The 21,287-nt window shown below is 62.4% G+C and carries 25 protein-coding genes; 15 read left to right on the forward strand and 10 right to left on the reverse strand.

The genetic code is table 11. From position 1 onward, the window contains the following. The first annotated feature begins 28 nt into the window (after positions 1-28). The 10 genes from EGJ09_RS13590 to EGJ09_RS13630 all read left to right on the forward strand — a co-directional run bounded on the left by EGJ09_RS13590 (position 29) and on the right by EGJ09_RS13630 (position 7,939). Positions 29-910 (forward strand): Dyp-type peroxidase, encoded by an 882-nt coding sequence (locus EGJ09_RS13590; RefSeq protein WP_115274781.1) that lies wholly within the window; start codon positions 29-31, stop codon positions 908-910. A gap of 89 nt (positions 911-999) precedes the next feature. Continuing rightward, a complete protein-coding gene (locus tag EGJ09_RS13595; protein WP_125924134.1) occupies positions 1,000-1,908 on the forward strand; it encodes an aldo/keto reductase in 909 nt (302 codons plus the stop codon). A gap of 4 nt (positions 1,909-1,912) precedes the next feature. Then, entirely contained in the window at positions 1,913-3,232 is a 1,320-nt protein-coding gene (locus EGJ09_RS13600) for an NTP/NDP exchange transporter (RefSeq protein WP_125924135.1), read from the forward strand. Between the two features lie 110 nt (positions 3,233-3,342). Further along, positions 3,343-3,561, forward strand: coding sequence for a general stress protein (locus EGJ09_RS13605; RefSeq protein WP_012314511.1), 219 nt, complete (start codon positions 3,343-3,345; stop codon positions 3,559-3,561). A 65-nt stretch (positions 3,562-3,626) separates the two neighbouring features. Next, positions 3,627-3,824 carry a hypothetical protein gene (locus EGJ09_RS13610; protein ID WP_046786198.1) on the forward strand — a complete coding sequence of 66 codons (198 nt, stop codon included), beginning with the start codon at positions 3,627-3,629 and terminating at the stop codon, positions 3,822-3,824. A gap of 18 nt (positions 3,825-3,842) precedes the next feature. After that, entirely contained in the window at positions 3,843-5,177 is a 1,335-nt protein-coding gene (locus EGJ09_RS13615) for an iron-containing redox enzyme family protein (protein ID WP_371928082.1), read from the forward strand. Continuing rightward, the gene (locus EGJ09_RS13620; protein WP_125924136.1) at positions 5,177-6,130 is read left to right on the forward strand and encodes a class I SAM-dependent methyltransferase; all 954 of its coding nucleotides are present in this window, start codon (positions 5,177-5,179) and stop codon (positions 6,128-6,130) included. Before EGJ09_RS13615 ends, EGJ09_RS13620 begins: the two co-directional genes overlap by 1 nt. Positions 6,131-6,229: 99 nt before the next feature. Further along, positions 6,230-6,820, forward strand: a complete 591-nt coding sequence (locus tag EGJ09_RS13625) for a nucleosidase (RefSeq protein WP_125924137.1) — start codon at positions 6,230-6,232, stop codon at positions 6,818-6,820. Positions 6,821-6,942: 122 nt separating this feature from the next. Next, positions 6,943-7,080 carry a PSPA7_2676 family Cys-rich small protein gene (locus EGJ09_RS26565; protein ID WP_168216574.1) on the forward strand — a complete coding sequence of 46 codons (138 nt, stop codon included), beginning with the start codon at positions 6,943-6,945 and terminating at the stop codon, positions 7,078-7,080. Positions 7,081-7,090: 10 nt separating this feature from the next. Continuing rightward, positions 7,091-7,939, forward strand: coding sequence for a Ku protein (locus tag EGJ09_RS13630; RefSeq protein ID WP_125924138.1), 849 nt, complete (start codon positions 7,091-7,093; stop codon positions 7,937-7,939). A 100-nt stretch (positions 7,940-8,039) separates the two neighbouring features. Here the strand turns inward: EGJ09_RS13630 and EGJ09_RS13635 are convergent, their stop codons facing one another. Genes EGJ09_RS13635 through ligD form a run of 5 tightly spaced genes read right to left on the reverse strand, consistent with a single transcriptional unit; the run spans position 8,040 to position 13,602 of the window. Beyond that, positions 8,040-8,705: a glycosyltransferase family 2 protein gene (locus EGJ09_RS13635; RefSeq protein WP_125924139.1), complete on the reverse strand. Its 666-nt coding sequence runs from the start codon at positions 8,703-8,705 to the stop codon at positions 8,040-8,042. Further along, positions 8,702-9,301, reverse strand: a complete 600-nt coding sequence (locus tag EGJ09_RS13640) for a bifunctional 2-polyprenyl-6-hydroxyphenol methylase/3-demethylubiquinol 3-O-methyltransferase UbiG (protein ID WP_125924140.1) — start codon at positions 9,299-9,301, stop codon at positions 8,702-8,704. Before EGJ09_RS13640 ends, EGJ09_RS13635 begins: the two co-directional genes overlap by 4 nt. A 10-nt stretch (positions 9,302-9,311) precedes the next feature. Then, positions 9,312-10,067, reverse strand: coding sequence for a PIG-L deacetylase family protein (locus EGJ09_RS13645; protein ID WP_125924141.1), 756 nt, complete (start codon positions 10,065-10,067; stop codon positions 9,312-9,314). Beyond that, positions 10,064-11,107 carry an acyl-CoA dehydrogenase family protein gene (locus tag EGJ09_RS13650; RefSeq protein WP_125924142.1) on the reverse strand — a complete coding sequence of 348 codons (1,044 nt, stop codon included), beginning with the start codon at positions 11,105-11,107 and terminating at the stop codon, positions 10,064-10,066. The genes EGJ09_RS13645 and EGJ09_RS13650 overlap by 4 nt, the downstream gene beginning before the upstream one ends. Further along, a complete protein-coding gene (gene ligD / locus EGJ09_RS13655) occupies positions 11,104-13,602 on the reverse strand; it encodes a DNA ligase D (protein WP_125924143.1) in 2,499 nt (832 codons plus the stop codon). Before ligD ends, EGJ09_RS13650 begins: the two co-directional genes overlap by 4 nt. 151 nt (positions 13,603-13,753) lie before the next feature. On the opposite strand from ligD, the gene EGJ09_RS13660 reads away from it, so the two are divergent. After that, positions 13,754-14,206: a phosphotransferase system, HPr-related protein gene (locus EGJ09_RS13660; RefSeq protein WP_115274791.1), complete on the forward strand. Its 453-nt coding sequence runs from the start codon at positions 13,754-13,756 to the stop codon at positions 14,204-14,206. 2 nt (positions 14,207-14,208) lie between these two features. Beyond that, complete coding sequence (locus EGJ09_RS13665) at positions 14,209-14,439, forward strand: metallothionein (RefSeq protein ID WP_046786207.1); 231 nt, start codon at positions 14,209-14,211, stop codon at positions 14,437-14,439. 83 nt (positions 14,440-14,522) lie between these two features. Here the strand turns inward: EGJ09_RS13665 and EGJ09_RS13670 are convergent, their stop codons facing one another. Genes EGJ09_RS13670 through EGJ09_RS13690 form a run of 5 tightly spaced genes read right to left on the reverse strand, consistent with a single transcriptional unit; the run spans position 14,523 to position 18,838 of the window. Then, the gene (locus EGJ09_RS13670; RefSeq protein WP_046786208.1) at positions 14,523-14,951 is read right to left on the reverse strand and encodes a hypothetical protein; all 429 of its coding nucleotides are present in this window, start codon (positions 14,949-14,951) and stop codon (positions 14,523-14,525) included. Positions 14,952-14,980: 29 nt separating this feature from the next. Continuing rightward, the gene (locus tag EGJ09_RS13675) at positions 14,981-15,940 is read right to left on the reverse strand and encodes a lysylphosphatidylglycerol synthase domain-containing protein (RefSeq protein ID WP_046786209.1); all 960 of its coding nucleotides are present in this window, start codon (positions 15,938-15,940) and stop codon (positions 14,981-14,983) included. After that, positions 15,940-17,142, reverse strand: a complete 1,203-nt coding sequence (clsB, locus tag EGJ09_RS13680; protein WP_115274793.1) for a cardiolipin synthase ClsB — start codon at positions 17,140-17,142, stop codon at positions 15,940-15,942. The genes EGJ09_RS13675 and clsB overlap by 1 nt, the downstream gene beginning before the upstream one ends. Continuing rightward, a complete protein-coding gene (locus EGJ09_RS13685; protein ID WP_125924144.1) occupies positions 17,139-17,924 on the reverse strand; it encodes an endonuclease/exonuclease/phosphatase family protein in 786 nt (261 codons plus the stop codon). Before EGJ09_RS13685 ends, clsB begins: the two co-directional genes overlap by 4 nt. Continuing rightward, positions 17,921-18,838: a DUF72 domain-containing protein gene (locus EGJ09_RS13690; protein ID WP_125924145.1), complete on the reverse strand. Its 918-nt coding sequence runs from the start codon at positions 18,836-18,838 to the stop codon at positions 17,921-17,923. The genes EGJ09_RS13685 and EGJ09_RS13690 overlap by 4 nt, the downstream gene beginning before the upstream one ends. Before the next feature lie 208 nt (positions 18,839-19,046). Between EGJ09_RS13690 and EGJ09_RS13695 the strand changes: the two genes are divergently transcribed. The 3 genes from EGJ09_RS13695 to EGJ09_RS13705 all read left to right on the forward strand — a co-directional run bounded on the left by EGJ09_RS13695 (position 19,047) and on the right by EGJ09_RS13705 (position 21,232). Then, positions 19,047-19,598 (forward strand): ATP-dependent Clp protease proteolytic subunit, encoded by a 552-nt coding sequence (locus EGJ09_RS13695; RefSeq protein ID WP_046786213.1) that lies wholly within the window; start codon positions 19,047-19,049, stop codon positions 19,596-19,598. Positions 19,599-19,768: 170 nt separating this feature from the next. Then, the gene (locus EGJ09_RS13700; protein ID WP_046786214.1) at positions 19,769-19,981 is read left to right on the forward strand and encodes a general stress protein; all 213 of its coding nucleotides are present in this window, start codon (positions 19,769-19,771) and stop codon (positions 19,979-19,981) included. A gap of 60 nt (positions 19,982-20,041) precedes the next feature. Beyond that, positions 20,042-21,232, forward strand: a complete 1,191-nt coding sequence (locus EGJ09_RS13705) for a zinc-dependent alcohol dehydrogenase (RefSeq protein ID WP_046786215.1) — start codon at positions 20,042-20,044, stop codon at positions 21,230-21,232. Positions 21,233-21,287: the final 55 nt, after the last annotated feature.

The following is a 21,287-nucleotide window of genomic DNA, read 5'->3' on the forward strand; positions in this document are numbered from 1 at the left end:
TCGCGCTTTTACCGAGGATTCGCCTGTCATGCCGTTCCAGCAAGGTCTGCTTGCCACCCCGGTGCCGGCCCAAGCCCGCCACCTGTTCTTCACGCTACAATCGCCCGAGGCACTGCCAGCAGCCCTGGATGCGCTGCTGCCCCATGTGGATGGCCAGCGCCTGATCGTGGGGGTAGGCGCGCCTCTGGCAAAGGCCTTGGGCCGTGAAGTGCCTGGCCTGCGCGCATTCCCTCAGTTGGATGCAGCGGTGGAAAACCCGAGCACCCAGCATGCCTTGTGGCTGTGGCTGCGTGGCAACGAGCGTGGTGACCTGCTGCTGCAGGCCCAGGCGTTGGAGCAGGCCTTGGCACCGGCACTGCGCCTGACCGACAGCATCGACGGCTTCCTGCACCGTGGCGGCCATGACCTGACTGGTTACGAGGACGGTACTGAAAACCCGGTTGATCAGGATGCCGTCGACGCGGCGATTGTCGCGGGCGAGCAGCCGGGCCTGGCGGGCTCCAGTTTTGCCGCTTTCCAGTTGTGGAAGCATGACCTGGGGTACTTCAAGTCGCTGCCCCAGGCAGACCAGGACAACATCATGGGCCGTCGCCTGAGCGATAACGAAGAGCTCGACGATGCGCCAGCCTCAGCCCACGTCAAGCGCACTGCCCAGGAAAGCTTCGCACCTGAGGCATTCATGGTGCGTCGCTCCGTGTCCTGGGCCGACCACCGTGGCGCAGGCCTGGCGTTTGTCGCTTTGGGCCGAAGCTTCGATGCCTTCGAAGTGCAACTGCGGCGTATGAGCGGGCTGGAAGACGGCATTATCGATGGCCTGTACCGCTTCAGCCGGCCGCTGACGGGTGGTTACTACTGGTGCCCACCGATGACCGACGTCGGCCTGGACCTGAGCCTTCTGCTGAAGGCCTGAACACTAAACATCCAGAAACAGAATCACCTGCAATCGGGGGGTAGGGCGACTAGCCTTGAAAGTTTCCGACTTATGACGGGAGCTTTGCCATGTATGCACGTCGCGATGTCCTACGCGCCAGCGCGGCTTTGGGGCTGTTGGCCTGCAGCCCTTGGTTGCGGGCTGCGCCCAGCACTGGCTTGCTGACCCGCAAGGTGCCGTCCACAGGCGAGGCCTTGCCGGTCATTGGCGCAGGTACCTCCGGCAGTTTCGAAGTCGAGGCCGGCTCGGCCGATTACCAGCAGCTGAAGGCCGTACTGAAGGCGTTTTTCGAGGGCGGCGGCAAAGTCATCGACACCTCGCCCAACTATGGCGGGGCAGACCGTATTCTTGGCCAGTTGCTGGAGGAGGGGGGCTGGCACCAGCAGTGCTTCATCGCCACCAAAATCGCGGCCGACAGCCGGGCCGACGCCGAGGCACAATGGGCGGGTACCCTGAAAAGCCTGCGCACTGACAAGGTCGACCTGCTGCAGATCCACAACCTGCGAGACTGGAAGACACAGTTGCCCTATGCCCGCGAACTCAAGCAGCAGGGCAAGACCCGCTACATAGGCATTACCCATTACCTGAACAGCGGCCATGACGAAGTCGCCCGCCTGGTGCGCAGCGAACCGCTGGACTTCATCCAGATCAACTATTCGGTCAACGCGCCGCAAGCGGCAAGTGAGTTGTTGCCGTTGTGCCAGGACAAGGGCGTGGCGGTGCTGATCAACCGCGCATTCGATGACGGCCGTCTGTTCGCCAAGGTCAAGGACCAGCCACTGCCTGCCTGGGCCGCAGAAGCGGGAGTCAGCAGTTGGGCCCAGGTGTTCCTCAAGTTCGCCTTTAGCCATCTGGCTGTTACAACGGTCATCCCGGCAACCGGCCGTCCTGACCGCCAACTCGATCAGCTTAAGGCCGGCCACGAGCCTTTGTTCACCCAGGCGCAGCAGAAAGCGCTGATCGAGCAGTTCGCCTGACACCATGGCCAACTGGCGCAAGGGGCTGGACCAAGGGTTGAACATCCAGCCCGGCGAGGGGCCGGCTGTGGCCGGCGGTCTGGCGTTGTTCTACCTGCTGTTCACCGGTTACTTCATGCTGCGCCCGGTGCGCGAGACCATGGGCGTGGCAGGGGGCGTGGACAACCTGCAATGGCTGTTCACCGGCACCTTCATCGCTACGCTGAGCTGCCTGCCGCTGTTCGGCTGGCTGGCCTCCAAGGTGCGCCGGCGGCATATCCTGCCTTGGACCTATGGTTTTTTTGCCAGCAACCTGCTGCTGTTTGCACTGCTGTTTGCCAGCAAACCAGACGACTTGTGGAATGCGCGGGCGTTTTACATCTGGTTGTCGGTGTTCAACCTGCTGACCATCTCACTGGCCTGGAGCGTCCTGACCGACCTGTTCTCAACCGAGCAAGGCAAGCGCCTGTTCGGGCTGCTGGCAGCCGGGGCCAGCCTGGGCGGCTTGAGCGGGCCGTTACTGGGTACGCTGTTGGTCGCCCCGCTGGGGCACGCCGGGCTGGTTTCGCTGGCCGCCATGTTTTTACTGGGCAGCATTGCCGCTGCCGCGTACCTGCAGCGCTGGCGTGATTGCCACCCAATGCCTGCGCTGAGCGAGCAGCCAGCGTCGCGGTCACTGGGGGGTAACCCGTTCGCGGGCGCAACCGCTGTAATGCGTTCGCCGTACCTTTTGGGTATTGCCCTGTTCGTGGTGCTGTTGGCCAGTGTCAGTACCTTTCTGTATTTCGAGCAGGCGCGCATCGTCAGCGAAACGTTCACCGACCGTACTCGTCAGACTCAGGTATTTGGCCTGATCGATACGGTCGTTCAGGCCCTGGCCATCCTCACCCAGGTGTTCATCACCGGTCGGCTGGCCAAACGCATGGGGGTAGGGGTGTTGCTGGTGGCAGTGCCGCTGGTGATGGCAGCAGGCTTCGTCTGGCTGGCCCTGGCCCCGGTATTTGCGGTGTTCGTGGTGGTGATGGTAGTGCGCCGCGCAGGCGAATATGCCTTGGTGCGGCCGGGGCGGGAAATGTTGTTCACCGTATTGCCCGCCGAAGACAAATACAAAGCCAAGAACTTCATCGATACCGTGGTTTACCGTGGCGGCGATGCCTTGAGCGGGTGGGTCAAAAGAGCCCTGGATGTGCTGGGTGACCATCCGCAACTGGCGATGTTGCTAGGGGCCGCGATCGCTCTGGGCTGGGCCCTGACGGGTGGTTGGCTGGGGCGGCGGCAGCGGCTGCTGGATAGCCGCGTCACGCAATCGGCTAGCGCACAAAATACATCGCCTCCGGTTATTTAACGCCGCCGGTCCGAACGCCTGGCGATAAAACGAATCCCTCGATATCACCGAACTCCGAACCTATGTACGGCGCTTGCCGTGCATCCAGCAGTCATATGAGGTTTCAGACCATGGCTAACAAAGATAACAGCCGCACCGGCAGCCAGGGCGGCCAGGGTGGCACCAAGAACCCCGGCAACTTCGCCAACGACCGGCAAAAAGCTTCCGAAGCTGGCCGCAAGGGCGGGCAGTCCTCTGGCGGCGGCATGGCTCAAGACCGTGAGTCGGGCCGCAAGGATGCCGATATGCACAAGGACCGCGAGTCGGGCCAAAAAGGCGGCCGCTCGTAAGTGACGAGAACGCGGTGCCGGGTCCTCCGGCACCGCGATTACTAAGCGGGTAAAGAGGACGTCCCATGCGCACTAAAGCCATCATCGTTCTGTTGAGCAGCCTGACGCTGCTCGGCGGTTGTTTCGATCGTGACGCCGAGCATCCGGCCAAGGATGCAGACCAGAGCAAACCTTCGCTGCAAATGCAGCAACCCGACGAAAAGCCTGCGCCACAGCCTGCACCTGACCCTGAGCCCATGCCACGGGAAGGCCAGAGCCAATAGTCAAGAGAGGAGCGAGGCATGACGGTTCTGATGCGCAACAACCCATCCAAGACGCCGGCGCCGACTGCGCATTGGCCATTGAGCAGCCGCTACCACGCGATGTTGTCCGGCGACTACACCACTGCGCGCCAGTGGCTCGCCGAGCAGTTCGCGAAGGCGAACGCCATGACCGATGACCTGCCGGACACGCCTGGTCAACTACAGGACTGGAGTGCACGACACGCCGCACAGGTTGCCGCCGAGCACGCCGCCTATCTGGCCCAGCGCCGTCAAGGCGCGCCTCGCCGTTATTTTGCCAACCGCGCCCACGCCTTGTGGTTCCTGCAACAGGTGGCGCCTACCAAGGTCGTTGATGGTGCCTGGCTTCACGGTGCCCTGCGCCGCTGGCAAGACCCTCGCTACCACGGCCTGATCCGGACCTACCTTGAGGAGCTGGGTGACGGCGATCCGCATTGCAACCACGTGCTTATCTACCAGAGGTTGCTGGGCAGGCTGGGTTGTTTGGATTGCATGCCTCTGGATGATGAGCGCTACCTGCAAGGGGCAGTACAGCTGGCGTTGGGCAGCTGCGCGGAGTGGTTTCTGCCTGAGGTCATTGGTTACAACCTGGGTTACGAGCAGCCACCGTTACACCTGCTGATCACCACCCACGAGCTGGCCGAGCTCGGCATCGACGGTCATTATTTCCAGCTTCACGTGACGATCGACAATGCTGCCAGCGGCCATGCCAGCAAGGCCATCCAGGCGGTGCAGCAACTGTGCCCGGCGCAGGACGCCGAGGTGTTCTACCGTCGGGTCAGGCATGGCTACCGCCTCAATGACCTTGGCATTGACACGCCCACGCTAATCGGCGGCTTCGACCTTGAGGCCCAATTGCTGGCTGCCTTGGAGCGCAAGCGCGTGTTCGGGCAGTTCATGCACGCTGACCGCTGCCGATTGCAGCAGCGCACGGTCAACCAATGGCTGTCCGAACCCGCTGCGCTACCGGCATTTTTGCAGGCGCTTGTGGCCCAGGGCTGGATCAAGCGCGGGCAGAATCCGGCCGACAGCCGCTGGTGGTCGCTGATCGATGGGCCTGGCGCCCCCATGTTCGGCGTCTTCAATGCCTACGAGAAGCAGCTGTGGCACGACTGGATCGCCGGCGACTGGCAGGGCGCAGTGCGTCGCGTGCCGCCAGGCAGCTGGGAAGCTGCCCTGCACCAGCAACCGCGTGTTGAAGAAAGCCATGAAAGCGTTGATATCGAAACGTTGATCGAGCGCATGGCGGGCAATCAGCACGCCTTGCCGCAGGGTTTGTCCGCCACTCGGGCGTATCTGCATGCCACAGGTCTTGGCGAGGAGGGGCCGCACTGATGATACTCAACCCGCAACGAACCCAGGCCGATGAAGCCTTGCTGCAACTTGGCCGGCGCCTGCGTGCTGACGGTTACCAGTTCACCTGCGTGACGCCCGCCACCCATGCATGCAACAACGCCCGCCAGGGTGCAGAGCGGGCCGGCAACCTGCGCGACGTATTCGGCTGGAGCCGCCCGTTCCCGGCGTCATTGATCAGCGCCGACGAACTGGACCAGCTCAGCACCGCGCAGGTGCTGTACGAGGACGGCGCACTGCTGCGCAGCCAGGTACGCTGGTCCAGCCTCGACGATTTGCTGCTGGTGCATTCCGCCTACCCGACCGAGGCTGCTGATGCGGTGTTCTTCGGCCCCGACAGCTATCGCTTCGCCCAGGTCATCCATGACCATCTACAACGCAGCCCGGTACGGGTCGAACACGCTGTGGACATTGGTTGCGGCAGCGGCGTCGGTGCCTTGCTGATCGCCCGCGCGGCGCAACATGCCCAGGTCAGCGCCGTGGACATTAATCCTCTGGCACTGCGCTATACCGCGATCAATGCTGCGCTGGCGGGGGTGAGCAATGTGTCCATTGCGCACAGTGACTTGCTTGCCGGGGTCAGTGGCAATTTCGACCTCATCGTGGCCAACCCACCCTACATGCTCGATCATGGCCAGCGCACGTATCGCCACGGTGGCGATACTCTGGGCGCCGATCTGTCGTTGCGCATCATCGAACAGGCGCGCGAGCGCCTGAGCCCTGGCGGGTCACTGCTGCTGTACACCGGCGTGGCGATTGTCGAAGGTCGTGATCCATTGCTCGAGGCCATTCGCCTGCGCCTGGCGGGGCCCGAATGGGCCTGGGTGTACCGCGAGGTCGACCCGGACGTATTCGGTGAACAATTGCTGCAGCCAGGTTATGAACAAGTCGAGCGTATTGCCGCAGTGGCGCTGACTGTCAACCGCAGTGCATGACGCGCTATTGCAACTTGCCACCACGGTGGGGCTTGCAATCAGTTAGCGTTCACCGACAATGGCAGCGCCCTTTGCAAGCCATTTGGAACGCCCTGCGCCATGATGCTGACCCAGCAATTCCCCGACATTACGTTGGCCGACACCCTGTTCGTATTCGCCCTGGAGGCGGAAGCCGGCACGGTATTCGCCGACGTCAATACCGTTTTCACCGGCATCGGCAAGGTCAATGCTGCCATCGCCCTGACCAAGGCGGTTGAGCGGCAGCGGCCCAAACTGATCGTCAACCTCGGCTCGGCGGGCAGCCAGCGATACGGCAAGGGTGAGGTGGTGTGCTGTACGCGCTTCGTGCAACGCGACATGGATGTCACTGCGCTGGGCTTCGCCCGCTATGAGACGCCGCTGTCGGATATTCCGGTGCTGCTTGAGCATGGCCAGCCAATAGAAGGGTTGCCGCTGGGCATCTGCGGCAGCGGCGACAGCTTTGAGGTCAGCCACGGCGATGCTCCATACGACATCGTCGACATGGAAGCGTACGTTCTGGCGCTGATCGCCCGTAATGAAGGCATTCCGTTCGTTTGCCTGAAATACATTTCCGATGATGCCGGCAGCGATGCGGCCCAGGACTGGTCTGTGCAGGTACATCTGGCCGCCGAGGCGTTCAAGCGCGTGCTTTTCGCCATCGAACCCTGATCAGCCATGACGATCAAGCCACTGTAGTTTCGACAGCCGTAGGGCATTTGGGCTAAACCTTCAGCGCGCCGTGCAGTCATTTCAGGTAAGCGCCCGATATTTCCGGGCCAAGGAGGTGGCTGATGACCTTTGTCTGTCTGCTGCGTGGCTGCCACTGGCGCGCCATGACCCAAACCGAAGTGCCCGGGCTGCAATGCCAGCTTTGCGAACGCTGTGGCGCCTTGCGCTACTGCCAGCCGGGCCATTCCCTGCAACCATAGGAGGCACGCCATGGCCAGGGCAATCTGGAAAGGCGCGATCAGTTTCGGCCTGGTGCATATCCCGGTCTCGCTCAACACGGCAGTGCGCACCGAGCGTGTGGATTTCGACTGGCTGGACAAACGCAGCATGGAGCCGGTGGGTTATAAACGGATCAACAAGGTGACCGGCAAGGAAATCGACAAGGACAACATCGTCAAAGGTGTGGAGCATGAGAAAGGTCGTTATGTGGTGATCAGCGAGGAAGAGATCCGCAAGGCCCGGCCCGAAGCGACCCAGACCATCGATATCTTCTCGTTCGTCGCTGCCAGCGAGATCCCCTTGCAGCACTTGGATACACCGTATTATCTAAGCCCTGATCGTCGCGGCGGCAAAGTTTATGCGTTGCTGCGTGAAACACTGGAGAGCACTGGCAAGGTGGCGTTGGCCACGGTGGTGCTGCATACACGCCAGCACCTGGCATTGTTGCGGCCGCTGGACGACGCGTTGGTGATGATCACCTTGCGCTGGCCGGAAGAGGTGCGCGGGCTGGAGACGCTTGAGCTGGACAAAAGCGTGACCGACACCAAGCTCGACAAGCGCGAACTGGACATGGCCAAGCGGCTGGTCGAGGACATGAGCGGCTCGTGGGCTCCGGATGAGTACCATGATGCGTTCCGCCAGACCATCATGGACCTGGTGGAAGAAAAGGCCAGCAAAGGCAAGATCAGCGTGGTGGACAAGGGCGAAGGGGGCGAAGCCGAGAAAAGCGCCGATATCATCGACCTCACCGAACTGCTCAAGCGCAGCCTGGGCGGCAAGGCTGCGAAGAAAGCGCCTGCCGAGAAGAAGCCTGGCAAGCGTACGCGTAAGGCTTCATGACTGTATGGGGCGGGGCGCTTGCGTAGAATATTGTGGCGTCGTTGAGATCGAGCGCCGCCGGCGCGGTGCTCGATCTCGATAACACTGATACACCATGCCATCACCCGTCCAGACGAACCTGCAGACCCGCCAGAAAATCCCCAAACCCTTCCCGAGCCCGGCTGTCGCGTCGACTGCTGGTTGCCACACTGTGCTTGGCTGTCCATACGATCTGTGCGCCGCTAGCCTCCAGGTCGCGTACCAGCTGCACGTCCTCATGCGCCGGCAGCGGTTGAAAGCCCCCCACACGCTCATAAGCGCGGGCACAGACACCCAGGTTGGCACCATGAATATGCCGATGGCCTTCGCATGCCTGGTATCCGCTGCGGTACAGCTTGCGCATCGCCGCGCGTTGCCAAGGCTGCCAGTGCTCGATATGCACCGTGCCACAGACCACCTCTGCACTGCAGGCCAGTTGCCAGAGCAGCCAGTGCGAGGGCACCTGGCTATCGGCATCGGTACAGGCCAGCCAGCGGGCGCCACGGTCCAGCATCAGCGCCGCGCCTAGGCGGCGGGCCATGCCGACACTGCCAGCCTCCACTGCCAGCGTGCGCACACCGAAACGCTTGGCCACAGCGGCACTGGCATCACGACAACGGTCCAGCACCACCAGTACCTCGACCTGATGGCCTGCCTGCCTGGCCAAGGCCACCGCCGCTGCCATGGCCTTGAGGCAGCGGCCCAGGCGACGCGCTTCGTTATGGGCGGGAATGACGACAGCAATCATGGGCATGTCTCGTCCAGGTCGACCACGCTGGGCTGGCATGACCAGTATTCCAACAGGAAATCCGCCTCTTCATGGCGAAACACCGGGTATAACGGCACGTGCTTGGCCAACAACTGATGCACTTCACGTCCATCCTGTGGGCACCCAGCAATCGGATGGCGCCAGTGGCAGGCCAACAGCCCGCCGTCATAGGTCAGGCTCGCTACCGACTGCTCGATCACCTGCAACCAGTCGGTAGCGTTCAGGTAGTAACCCACTTCACTGAGCACGATCAGGTCGAAGCTGCCACCAGGCCAGTCCGCCGGCAAGCGCCCAGCGACGACGGTAGCATTGGGCAACCCCGCCAGGCGCTGGCGAGCCAGTGCCACTGCCTTAGGGTCAAGGTCATGGCACAGCAACTCGGCACAGCGCTCCGCCAACGCGGCGCTCAGCTCGCCATTGGCGCAGGCGGGCTCGAACACCCGCTGGTAGCACTGGCGTGGCAGGCTGGCCATCAGCAGGTCGCGCTTGCGGCGCTCGTACCAACGGGTGCGAAACGCCCAGGGGTCGTCATTGTTGGCATACAGGTCGGCGAAGTATTGCGCATCGGGGCTCATGACAACTCCTTTACAGGAACACCAGTTCGAAGGGTTGCAGCAGGCAATCGAGCAGGTGGGCGGGCAGTACCGGCGCACGCCCCTGGTCGGGCTCCAGCTGGCTGTGATACGCCGCCAAGGCCTGACGCTTGCGCGCAACCCGTGCTTCATCCAGCGCAATGCGATGCGCCCGCGACCAAGGCAGGCGCGGGTCGTCAGGCTGAGCCCAATGCCAGGCCCACACGGGCACTTCCACCAATTGCACCTGGCGCGCCAGGGCGGCTTGCGCTGCCGCCCGGCCAAGCGCTTCGTGGTCGCAGTGGCCGTCGCCGCGCCAGGTCGTCATCAGCACGTCATCCGGCTCGAGCAGTTGGTTAAGGTGATTGACCAGAAACGCTTCGTCTCGTGGAAGCGCACCGTCTTTGAGGTGCAGGCGCCGCCAGTCCAGCCGGTTGAGGTCCAGGTCCAGCTGTTGCAGGGCGTGCCGGCTTTCAAGTGGCCGTTGGCGGCGCAGGCGGTGTTCGGTCCAGGTCGCGGAATCAGGGTGGCTCCCTTCACCGTCGGTGGCGGAGATCAGCAGCACGTCCTGCTCGCGGCCGTGCAGCCCTGCCAACAGTCCACCGGCCATGAGAATCTCGTCATCGGGGTGCGGCGCCAGCAGTACCAGGCGTCGACCTGCGGGTAGCAATTGGTCCGGGGTGATCCAGGTCGCCCGCGCCAAGTGTGCGGACTGCTGCCACGCGGCCCATGGCCTGCCTTCACTGGCCTCGATCAGGTTCTCGCTCATAATTGCCAGGCTCCTGCCGGCACCTGGGCCAGCTGTTGGCCGAGTGCGGCCAGGTCGCGTTCGGCATGGCTCTGGCGCAGAAAGACCGGGAGGTCGGCGCTTAGCCGTGCAAAATGGCTGCTGCGGCAGAACGGCGTTGCACCCAACGCACGCCCCACATGGTGGATCACCTGCTCTACAGCGTGCTCTACCTGGGCACGCACGCGGCGTACCTCGAAGCTGGCGTCGGCGCTGGGCTGGCGATCTATCCACGCAGCACATTCACGCAGTGCTGCACGGGCACCGTACAACGCCGCATCCACTGCCCCCAGGTGCGCCTGGGCGTGCGGATCGGGGCGTGGTTTACGGCAACGTTCACGCAAATAATCGGCCAGCGCCTCTGCGGCGCCGTACCAGCAGGCAGCGATCCCCGCACCGCCGTGCCAGAAACCGGGGCGTGAAAGGTACTGCCCTGGCTGGCCTACGGCGATCCCAGGCGAACCCTCAAAGGTGATTTCAATGCTGGCGGTCGTGGCCATACCCACTGCTTGCCAGTGATCGACCTGCAACCCCTGGGTGGGGTGGGCCAGTTCGATCGCCACCAGTTGCGGCTGGTCATCTTCAGCCCAGGCGGTGATCAGCGCACGGTCGATCTGCAAGGCACCTGAGCACCAGGCCTTGCTACCGGCAAGGTGCACCTGGTCGCCGTCACGGGCAATGATCCGCGCCCGCGCTTCAGGGGGCTCTGCGGCCCACACGCCCCATACAGCATCCCCCACCAGGTGAGCAGCGCCGCATTCAGCCAGAATCGCCAGCGCGTCGGTATGGCCTTCGTACACCTTGGCCAGTGCCAGGTCGCAGCCGGCAATGCGCGCCAAGGTCTGCCAACGCTGCAAGGTATGCCCTTGGCCCGGCAGCGGGAGCAGGTCGAGATGGTCCGCCAACAGCGCCTGCATCAGTTGCGAAAGCTTGGTGTCCAAGCTCAAAGGCTGCGCGCGCTCGCTGAACGTACGCAGCAGGCTGTCGAGGGTGTTCAGGTCAAAATCCTGAATGATGCTCATGTCATCCCCATCTGTTTGCGCATGCGCGCTGTGATCGATTGTCGGGTTTTGCCCATGTCTGCCCATGGGTCATCGACCTCCGCCAGGCGTTCGTGCAGGTTGCCGATGTGCCACTGGTTGGCGCCCTTGAGCTGGCCGAGTTCTTCGCGCCAGACCGGCACCGACACCGGCAGGCCTTCCCGGGCACGCAGGGAGTAAGCGCAGGCAGTGGTCGCACCTTTACCGTTGCGCAGGTAATCGATGAAGATCCGCCCAACCCGGTTCTTTGGCCCGGACACCGCGCTGAGCCGGTCGGGGAACAGCTTGGCCAGGTAATTGACTACGGCATGGCTGAAGTCTTTCACCTCGTCCCAGCCCGCACGGCGGGTCAATGGCACGACCAGGTGCATGCCTTTGCCGCCGCTGGTTTTGAGGAACACTTTGAGGCCCAGTTCGTCGAGCAGCGTGAGGGCGAGCTGAGTGGCTTCGAGCATGGCCTTCCAGGGCAGTGCCGGGTCCGGGTCAAGGTCGAGCACAAAACGGTCGGGCTTGTCGAAGTCCTTGTCGGTGGCATTCCAGGTGTGCAGCTCGAGCATGTTCATCTGCACGGCACCGAGCAACGTATCAGGGCGATTGATGACCATCGCCGCCTGGCCGGCTTCGGCCTTGTCGTAACTGAGCACATTGGCGATATGCAACTGGCCGGCGTTCTTCTGGAAGAACAGCTCGCCATCGAGGCCCTCCGGCGCCCGTACCAGCGCCACCGGGCGGTCCTTGAGTTGCGGCAGGATCCACTGACTGACGCCTGCGTAGTATTCGGCAATCTGGCGCTTGGTGGCGCCAATGCTGGCGTCGATGATGCGCTCCGGATGCGTCAGGCGCAGGTCGCCCAGGCCTTCTGTCGCTTTGGCACGCTTGGCTTTGGGCACGGTCTTGGCAGGCATGGCACGCTCCAGGTCGATGGCGCTGGCAGGTTTATCGTCGCGCAGCCCATGGAAGACCGAATGGCGAACCACGCCGTCCCGAGTCATTTGCGCATACGCAACTTCTGCCATCAGTTTCGGCTTGAGCCAATGAACTCCTCGGGCTTCAGCCCCGGTGGGTGGCCGGGGCAGGGCGGGTTTGCCGATTTCCAGGGGTTTGAGGCGTGCATGGATACTGTCGAGTGTGGTGGCGCTGAAGCCGGTCCCGACCTTGCCGGCATAACGGAGCTCACCGCTGTCCGGGTCATGCAGGGCGAGCAACAGGGCACCGAAGCCGCTGCGGCTCCCCTTGGGGTCGGTGAACCCGACAATGACGAACTCCTGGCGCTGTTTGCACTTGAGCTTGATCCAGTCCGCGCTGCGCCGGCCCGTATAGGGACTACCGGCGCGTTTGCCGATCAACCCTTCAAGCTGCAGGCGGCAGGCGCTGTCGAGCAGCGACTCCACCGGTTGCTCGAAGTCGGCAGAAAACTCCAGAACCTCGGACTGGTCATGCTCAAGCAGTTCACCCAATGCTTTGCGCCGGTCTTCCAGGGGCCGCTCGCGCAGGTCCTGGCCACCCAGGAAAAGAAGGTCAAACAGGTAATAGACGATCCGCTCGTCGTGGGCGGTGTCGAAGGCATTCTGTAACGCCTGGAAGTCGGCCACCCCGTTCTCGCCGTTGACGACCATCTCGCCATCAAGCCAGGCGCTGTCCAGGCCTAAAGCGCGAAGCGCAGCCACTTGCCTTGGCATTTTGTGGCTCCAGTCATGGCCGTTGCGGGTGAACAGCCGCACGTCGTCTCCTTCAATACGAGCGAGCACGCGATAACCGTCGAACTTGACTTCATAGCGCCAGTCGCCAGCGGGGGGTGAATCGACCAGGGTCGCAAGCTGCGGTTGCAGTTGCCCGGGCAAGGTCGCTTTCTTGCCCGCGCCGGCCCGCTTGCGCTTGGGCGGTTGCACAGGTTTGGCGCTGGCACTGCTTCGCGGCACCAGCGTGCGATCGCTGATCACGCTGTCAGGCTGCGCTTCAACGATGCTGTAGTCGGCCTCGCTGCGTGCCTGAGCATCGTGGGACTTGACCAGCATCCACTGCTCTTTCTTGCCTGCCAGGCGGGTGCGGAACAGGTTCCACACGCCGCTCAGCTTCTCCCCTTGCAAGCGAAAGCGCAGCTTGCCCTTGGCATAGGCCTGGTTTGCGTCACCCTCTGGCTCCCAGATGCCACGGTCCCAGACGATCACATCGCCGGCGCCATAGTGACCCTGCGGGATATTGCCTTCGAAATCGGCGTAGTCGAGCGGGTGATCCTCTACGTGCACCGCCAGGCGTCGCACCTTGGGGTCCAGGGAGGGCCCTTTGGGGATGGCCCAGCTTTTCAGCGTACCGTTCAGTTCCAGACGGAAGTCGTAATGCAGGTGGCTGGCGTCGTGCTTCTGAATGCAGAACTGCAGGGCATGGCTACGTTTGGCACGGCCGCGCTTGCCACTGGGCTCGGGTGTGGCATTGAAGTCGCGCTTGCGCTCATATTCCTGCAGGGGCTTGGCCGTCATCTAAGGCTCCCAGGGGTCGCGGTCTCTCATTTGGGAGGCAGCGGGCCGGGCGGTAGTTCAAAAAATCGATTGCACGCTGGCGGGCGAAAAAACTCTGAATTTTCCAGGGCCACTCACAGTCGACCGGACACACCCCTGATGGAGAGCCCAAATGAGCCGACCCGATGATCGCCAGCCCTATACCCCCAGCGAAATCGATGACACCGAGGACCGCATGGGCAGCGTGCACGAGCTGGACTTCAACGACCGCCCCGAGGGGCGCATAGGGGATGAACGCCCGGCGGCTGAAGTAGCGAAGGAGTTCCCTGCGCGGCGCGTCGCAGAAGGCGGCATGACCGGCGGTGAGACACTGACGGACAGCGTGCAGGAAGACAACGTCACCGACGATGACCTGAGCCCCGGCACCCTGCTGGATGAAACTGGCGCGCGCGACCCTTACGAACCGGGCGATGACGACGGCCCAGCGGACGAGAGCCTGCGTGAGGTCGATGAGCAGGAGATCGGTGGTGGCATTGGCCTGGACGAAGCTGAGCTGGCACGGTCCGCTCCGCTGGACGGTGAACCCTGGACTGATGAAGTGGTTGATAACGAGCCGAGGAAATGACCATGAATGAGCGACGATGTGCGTGTGCGAACTGTTCTTGCACGGTGGACGAGAATGCCCGCATGCAGAATGACAAAGCCTATTGCTGTGAGGCTTGTGCATCAGGGCACCGCAATGGTGAGCCGTGCCGCATGACTGATTGCAAGTGCGGTGAAGCGGCTCAGCCCGATGAAAACAAGGTCGACAATGCCCTGGATGAAACCTTTCCGGCCAGCGACCCGATTTCCCCCTGACCCTTTGAACAGCTTGATATCTGCTGCAGCACGCGCCCCGGGAGCTGGCAATGCCGGCTCCCGGGGCGCGGCAGGCCTGGGCCTCAATGCGTCTGCCAGATCCCGTTATTGCGCTCGCAGTCGGTACGGGCCTGGCCGAGGCTGGGGGTGTCGTAGTAATACGTGATTACCTGAGCGTCCTTGGGCAGCGTCGGGCGCGTGGAGGGCTCGTCGCGCCCTGCCGATTTCGGGTTGGCAAGGGTCTCCTGGGTCAACGGCGCGATGCAGCTGCCCACACTGCCATCGGCGCAGCGCGGGACCTTGTGCTTCTCGGTGCTGAGCATCTCCTTGCTCTCATTGCTGCATGACCAATTGATCGCTTCAGCCGGCATGTTGCTGTAGCTGTAGCAGGTCCGTCCTTCAACTGGCTTGACCGCTTCACTGGCGGAGCGGGTCATCACCTCGCACGCGTCGGCCAGTACCTGCGTGCTGGCCAGGCTGCCCAGCACCACCATCAGCAGAGATAAACGCATGTGCCACCTCCCGGGCCTTGGGCCCGTGTTCAGGTCTTGCGTAATGTCGCTTCACCGCGTTGGCGCATAGCGCGGGCGCGTTTTTCCAGTATCAGGTAGGTAATCACCGCCAGCAGCAGCGGGATCAGGTAGTAAAGGGTGCGGTAGCCCAGCAGCGCCGCCACCAGGCTGCCCTGGCCCAGTTGGCCGTGCAGCAGCGCAAGAAACACGGCTTCGAGCACACCCAGCCCGGCGGGAATGTGGGCGACGACTCCAGCCACGCAACTGATCAGCAAGATGCCGAGAATAGAGGGGTAGAACAGGTCTCCGGGCAGCAGCCAGTAAATCAGTGCTGCCATCAATGCCCAGTTGCTGGCCCCCAGCGCCACCTGGCACAGCGCCAGGCGCAGCGAGGGCAGGGTGATTTCATGCTCGCGCACCCGCCATGTACGACGCTTGGCAAAACCGCAGGCCAGCAGATAGGCCAGTGCCACACCCAGCAGCAGAAAACCGATCATCTGCAGCCCGGTTACGCCCACTGCCCAGTTTTCCGGCAACTTGACCAGGCGCAGGGCGAACACCGTACCGGCAAGCAGCATGTAGCCCATCCAGTTGGTCAGCAGCCCCAGGGTCAGGATCTTGGTGATGGTCCCCGTGTCCAGGCCCAGCCGTCCGTATAACCGGTAACGCAAGGCAACGCCGCCGACCCAGGTGGTGAAATTCAGGTTGAAGGCATAGCAGACGAAGGCCACCGGCAGCACTTGCCGCGCTGGCAGGTGGTGGCCGGTATAGGCGCGGGCCAGCAGGTCGTAGCCGGCGAATGTCAGGTAGCTGCACAGCGCCAGGCCCAAGCCGATGATCAGGGTGCTTGGCTTGTAGGCGACCAGTGACTGGCGTACCTCATTCCAGTCAAGGTTGCGCGCCAGCATGTACAGCAGCGCCGGTATCAGCACGATGAACAGCAGGGTCAGCAGGCGCTTGCCCCAGGTATGCCAGGCTTTGTGCTTCATCAGGTATTGCCCTCGTGAAGGTCGCCCTGGGCCTGCGCTTCAGGCTGGACAGATTTCAGGCGTTGGCGGTGCGCCGGGAACCAGCCGGCAATGCGCGGGAAGTAGCGGGTCAGGTGAAAGCCGATGAAAATCAGCGGCGCCCGCCACCAGTAACCGCGGATCATCCGCTCCAGCGTCACCGCCTTGCATTGGTCACTGGCGAGCGAGGCCAAGTGTTGGTACAGGTGTTGGTTGAACGCCCGATCACGGATGAGCAGGTTGGCCTCAAGGTTGAACGACAGGCTCAGCGGGTCGAGGTTGCTGGAGCCCACTGTCGACCATTCATCGTCCACCAACGCCACTTTGCCGTGCAGAGGGCGCTGGCAGTATTCGTGAATATGCACGCCGTCGCGCAACAGGTAGTTGTACAACAGTCTGGACAGCGCACGTACCCAGCGCATGTCCGGCTGGCCCTGCAGGATCAGGGTTACCTGCACACCACGGCGCGCTGCATTGCGCAACTCGCGCAACAGGCGGTAACCGGGGAAGAAATAAGCATTGGCAACTACGATGCGCTGACGGGCAGCACGCACGGCCTGCAGGTAACAGGCCTCGATATCGCTACGGTGGCGCGTGTTGTCCCGCTCGACCAGCACGGCGCTTACTTGGCCTGCGGGCTGGGTGAGCGGCTGTACCTGACTGGGCGGTTCGAGGACCGGGGCCATCAGCCGTCGGCTGGAAGCGTGCACCTGCGCGACCACCGGGCCACGAACCTCCACCGCGTAGTCCTGCTTGGCCATCGGGCCATAATCGCCCAGGTGATCGGCGCTGTAGTTGATCCCGCCAACGAATGCCCGTTCGCCATCCACCACCACGATCTTGCGGTGCAGGCGGCGGAACAGGTTGGTCCGCATGCCGGCTACCCGTGGTTGCGGGTCGAAGGCGTGAAACCGCACACCCGCTTCGGTCATCGCCGAAATGAAGGCATCCGGCAGATCGGCTGTGCCGTAACCATCCACCGCCAGTTCCACCCGCACGCCGCGGCGCGCCGCATCGATCAGCACCCGTTGCAGCTGCTGGCCGACCTTGTCGTCGAAGATGATGAACGTTTCAAGTAGGATTTCTTCGCGCGCCTGAGCCATGGCCTCGAACACGCGGGGGTAAAAGCCTTCGCCATTGATCAACAGCTCGACACTGTTGCCATCCACCCAAGGTTTGTTCACAGGTTGATCTCCGCAGCCAATGGGGCATGGTCAGACAAATGCGACCAGGGATAATGGGACAACACTTGCGCCTTGCCCGGTTTGGCATTGCGCAAGTAGATACGGTCCAGCCGCAGCAGCGGCAGGCGCGCCGGGAAACTGCGGGCCGGGCTACCAAAATGCTCGCCGAACGCTTCCACCAGGCGTTGCGAGAGCACAGCGTCGGCCTTCAAGCGCCAGTCGTTGAAGTCCCCGGCGACAATCACCGGTGCATCGGCGGGCAAGCTGTCGAGCAAGTCGAACAGCAGGCTTACCTGGCGCTGCCGATGGGCTTCACGCAACCCCAGATGCACGCAGACTGCATGAACCGATTCGTGGCCGGGCACCTCCAGGCGACAGTGCAGCAAGCCGCGCTGTTCGTTGCCATGGATCGACACATCGAGGTTGCGGTGCTCGGCAATGGGGAATTTCGACAGCAGCGCGTTGCCATGATCGCCATGCGGGTAAATGGCATTACGGCCATAGGCGAACTGCGGCCACATGCTGTCGGCGAGAAATTCATACTGCGGGGTTTCGGGCCACGCGGGATGGCGCACGGCATGGTGCTCATGGCTGCCGTGCACCTCCTGCAGGAACACAAGATCGGCATCGGTGGCTCGAACCGCCTCGCGCAACTCGGGCAGGATGAAACGCCGGTTCAGCGCGGTGAAGCCTTTGTGCACGTTGATCGTCAATACATTGAGACGATGTACCGCGGTGGCCTGGTCGATGATGCTGGCGGGTGTTTGCAGTGTCTTGTTCACAATTGCACCTGCGGTGTCACACCCGGTTCTGTCACCAAGTGGCCGTTCAGATCCAGTTTGTCCAGAAGACGGCGCGCGTCGTAAGGTGCATGTACCTTCTGGTCGTTGTCGAAATAGCAATACACATCCCGTGACGCACGCCGGGGTGGCGGCTGATTGACTATCAGGTGGGCATCGTCCGGCTGGTCGCCGCGACTCCAGCATTCGATCCGCTGCTTCCAGCGGCGCAAGGCGCGGGCGGTATACCCGCTGCTGTAAAGCTCGACATCCCCGTGCAGACGCAGGTAGACGAAATCAGCGGTCACATCCTCGACAGAGGGCCACTTTCCCGCGCTGTCGGCGACTACTAGCGCCACCCGGTACTTGCGCAGCATGCGCACGAACTCCTCGCACAAAAAGCTCTCATTACGAATCTCTACTGCGTGGCGCATACGTGCATTGCCTTCGATGGCAGTGCCGCCATTACCCCGTAAACGCTCAGCGCAGTTGCGGGCACAGGCGTGCGCCGCCTCGCGGTCGTGAGGTAATAGCGCGAGGAACCGCTCGAAACGATCCTCATCGAATTTCATGTTCGGCGGGAACTGCCACAGAATCGGCCCCAGCTTGTCCCCCAGCAACAAAAGGCCCGATGCAAAGAAATTCGCCAGCGGCTCTTCGATGTCCTTGAGGCGCCGGCCATGCGTGATATAGCGGGGCCCTTTGACTGAAAAGACGAAGTCTTCCGGCGTATCGTCCCGCCAGCGCTCATAGCGTTCCGGTGTCTGCAGGCTGTAGAACGACCCGTTTATTTCTATGCTGTTGACGGCGCGCGAGGCAAATGCCAATTCATCGTCCTGCCGCAGGCCCTTGGGGTAGAAGTCCTTGCGCCAGGGGCCATAGCGCCATCCGGATATGCCGATGCGGATCTCGCTCACACTGTGGTCCTCATTGCTGTCCCTTCACTAGCGACCCGCAGCGACCACAAACGGTTCAGGATGGTTGACCAGTGGTGACTGGCTGTGTCCTGGGAACTTTGCACCCGCGCACGTTTCCACCGAAAACCAGACCTGACGAATACGTTGCGATGGCGCAATGGGAGGCTTGTTCGGCACACGGGAATGACCCGCTAACCTGGAGGCAAACATGGCCCGACACATCATTCACTTCACCGGCCCGATCAACTCATCCACCTGCGGCAACCTGATCAGTACCTGCTCGAAGGTGATGCAGCAGGGGGGCGATGTGCTTCAGTTGAACATCGCCACGATGGGCGGCGAATGCAGCTATGGGTTTACCTTGTACAACTTCCTGCGTGCCTTGCCTGTACCTGTGCACACGCACAACCTCGGCACCGTCGAATCGATGGGCAACATCCTGTTTCTGGCGGGCGAGCACCGTACCGCCTGCGCCATGAGCAAGTTCCTGTTTCACCCGTTTCACTGGACCCTGCATGGCGCGGTGGACCATGCGCGTATGGCCGAGTATGCGATGAGCCTGGATTATGATTTGCGGCTGTATGCCCAGATCGTCACTGAAAGAACCGCTGGCAGCGCCGAAGCACTGGACGTTCAACGCTACCTGATGGCTTATCCGCGAATACTGGATCCTCAGGAGGCACTGAAGAGCGGCCTGATCCATGCCATCGATGAAATGCCGATCGAGGCGCAAGTGACACAGTGGAGTGTGCATGCGTAAGGCTCGCAGCACCGGCAAGAAGGGAGCGCGCAAACATTTCTCCGGGCGGTGTTTCGTGCCACCGGTCGCCTGCCCACGATGGAATTGAGCATTCCTGCGCATCGGCGGTTCGGAAAAAGGGCATGGCAAAGATTCATGCGTCCAACCATCCCATCGCAAGGAGAAACGACATGGCTCGTGATCAAGAGCGGACTGGACAACGTGGTGGCACCAAGGAAACCAACCCGGGCAATTTTGCCAATGACCGTGAACGGGCTTCCCGTGCAGGCCAGAAGGGCGGGCAGGCGTCGGGCGGCAACTTTGCCAATGATAGAGAGCGCGCCTCGCAAGCTGGCCGCAAGGGCGGGCAGAACAGCCATGGTGGAGGCCGCCAGCCGAATTGAACAGTCGCGTTAGCCGAGGCCTGTCGGCCTCGTCCGATGTCCTCTCAGGGAGACTCAAGCATGCGCGCATTGACCTATCACGGCGCTGGCGATGTCCGTGTCGACAACGTGCCAGAACCGGACCTGCAGGAAGATGACGATATCCTTCTGCGTGTGACCGCCACGGCCATCTGCGGCTCGGACTTGCACCTTTATCGTGGCAAGATCCCTTTGGTCGAGACGGGCGATATACTCGGCCACGAGTTCATGGGGATCGTCGAAGACGTTGGTAGCGCAGTGACAGCCGTACGCCCCGGTGACCGGGTGGTGATCCCGTTCGTGATCGCGTGCGGCGGCTGCTTCTTCTGCCAGCACCAGCTGTTCGCGGCCTGTGAAACCACCAATACGGGCCACGGGGCGATTCTCAACAAGAAAGTCATCCCGCCGGGTGCAGCCTTGTTCGGCTACAGCCACCTGTATGGTGGGGTGCCAGGTGGCCAGGCCGACTACGTACGGGTTCCCAAAGGCAACACCGGGCCGTTCAAGGTACCAGGGCACCTGGCCGATGATCAGCTGCTGTTCCTTTCCGATATCCTGCCCACCGCCTGGCAAGCGGTGCTCAACGCAGAGGTCGGACAGGGCGCTTCGCTGGCCATCTATGGCGCAGGGCCGGTCGGGCTGCTGTCGGCGGCCTGTGCAAGAATGTTGGGGGTAGAGCAGATTTTCATGGTCGATGAGTGCGGCTATCGCCTGGATTATGCTCATCAGGCCTACGGCGTAATTCCTATCGACTTTGCCCACGACGACGATCCTGCCGACACCATCATTCGCCAGACGCGCGGCATGCGGGGCGTCGATGCAGTGATCGATGCCGTGGGCTTCGAAGCCAAAGGCAGCACCACCGAAACCGTGCTGACGGCCCTGAAACTCGAAGGTAGCAGCGGCAAGGCGTTACGCCAGAGCATCGCTGCGGTTCGCCGTGGTGGCGTGGTAAGCGTGCCGGGGGTCTATGCCGGTTTCATTCACGGCTTTTTGTTCGGCGACGCCTTCGACAAGGGCCTGACTTTCCGCATGGGCCAGACGCATGTCCATCGCTACCTGCCGGAGTTGCTCGAACACATCGAGGCAGGCCGGCTCAACCCGCAAGCGATCATCACTCACCGGCTGGCGCTGGAAGATGCCGCGCGAGGCTACGAACTGTTCGATGAGCAGCAGGAGCGCTGCCGCAAGGTGATCCTGGTACCTGGCGCTGCACCCGAACCGTTGCCTTGAGGGGAGTGGTGTGGGGTGAATTGTTGGACAATTATTTTGAATCTTTCCTGGCGGG

The organism is Pseudomonas sp. p106 (assembly GCF_003936645.1).
In the GTDB taxonomy this organism is placed as follows: domain Bacteria; phylum Pseudomonadota; class Gammaproteobacteria; order Pseudomonadales; family Pseudomonadaceae; genus Aquipseudomonas; species Aquipseudomonas putida_E.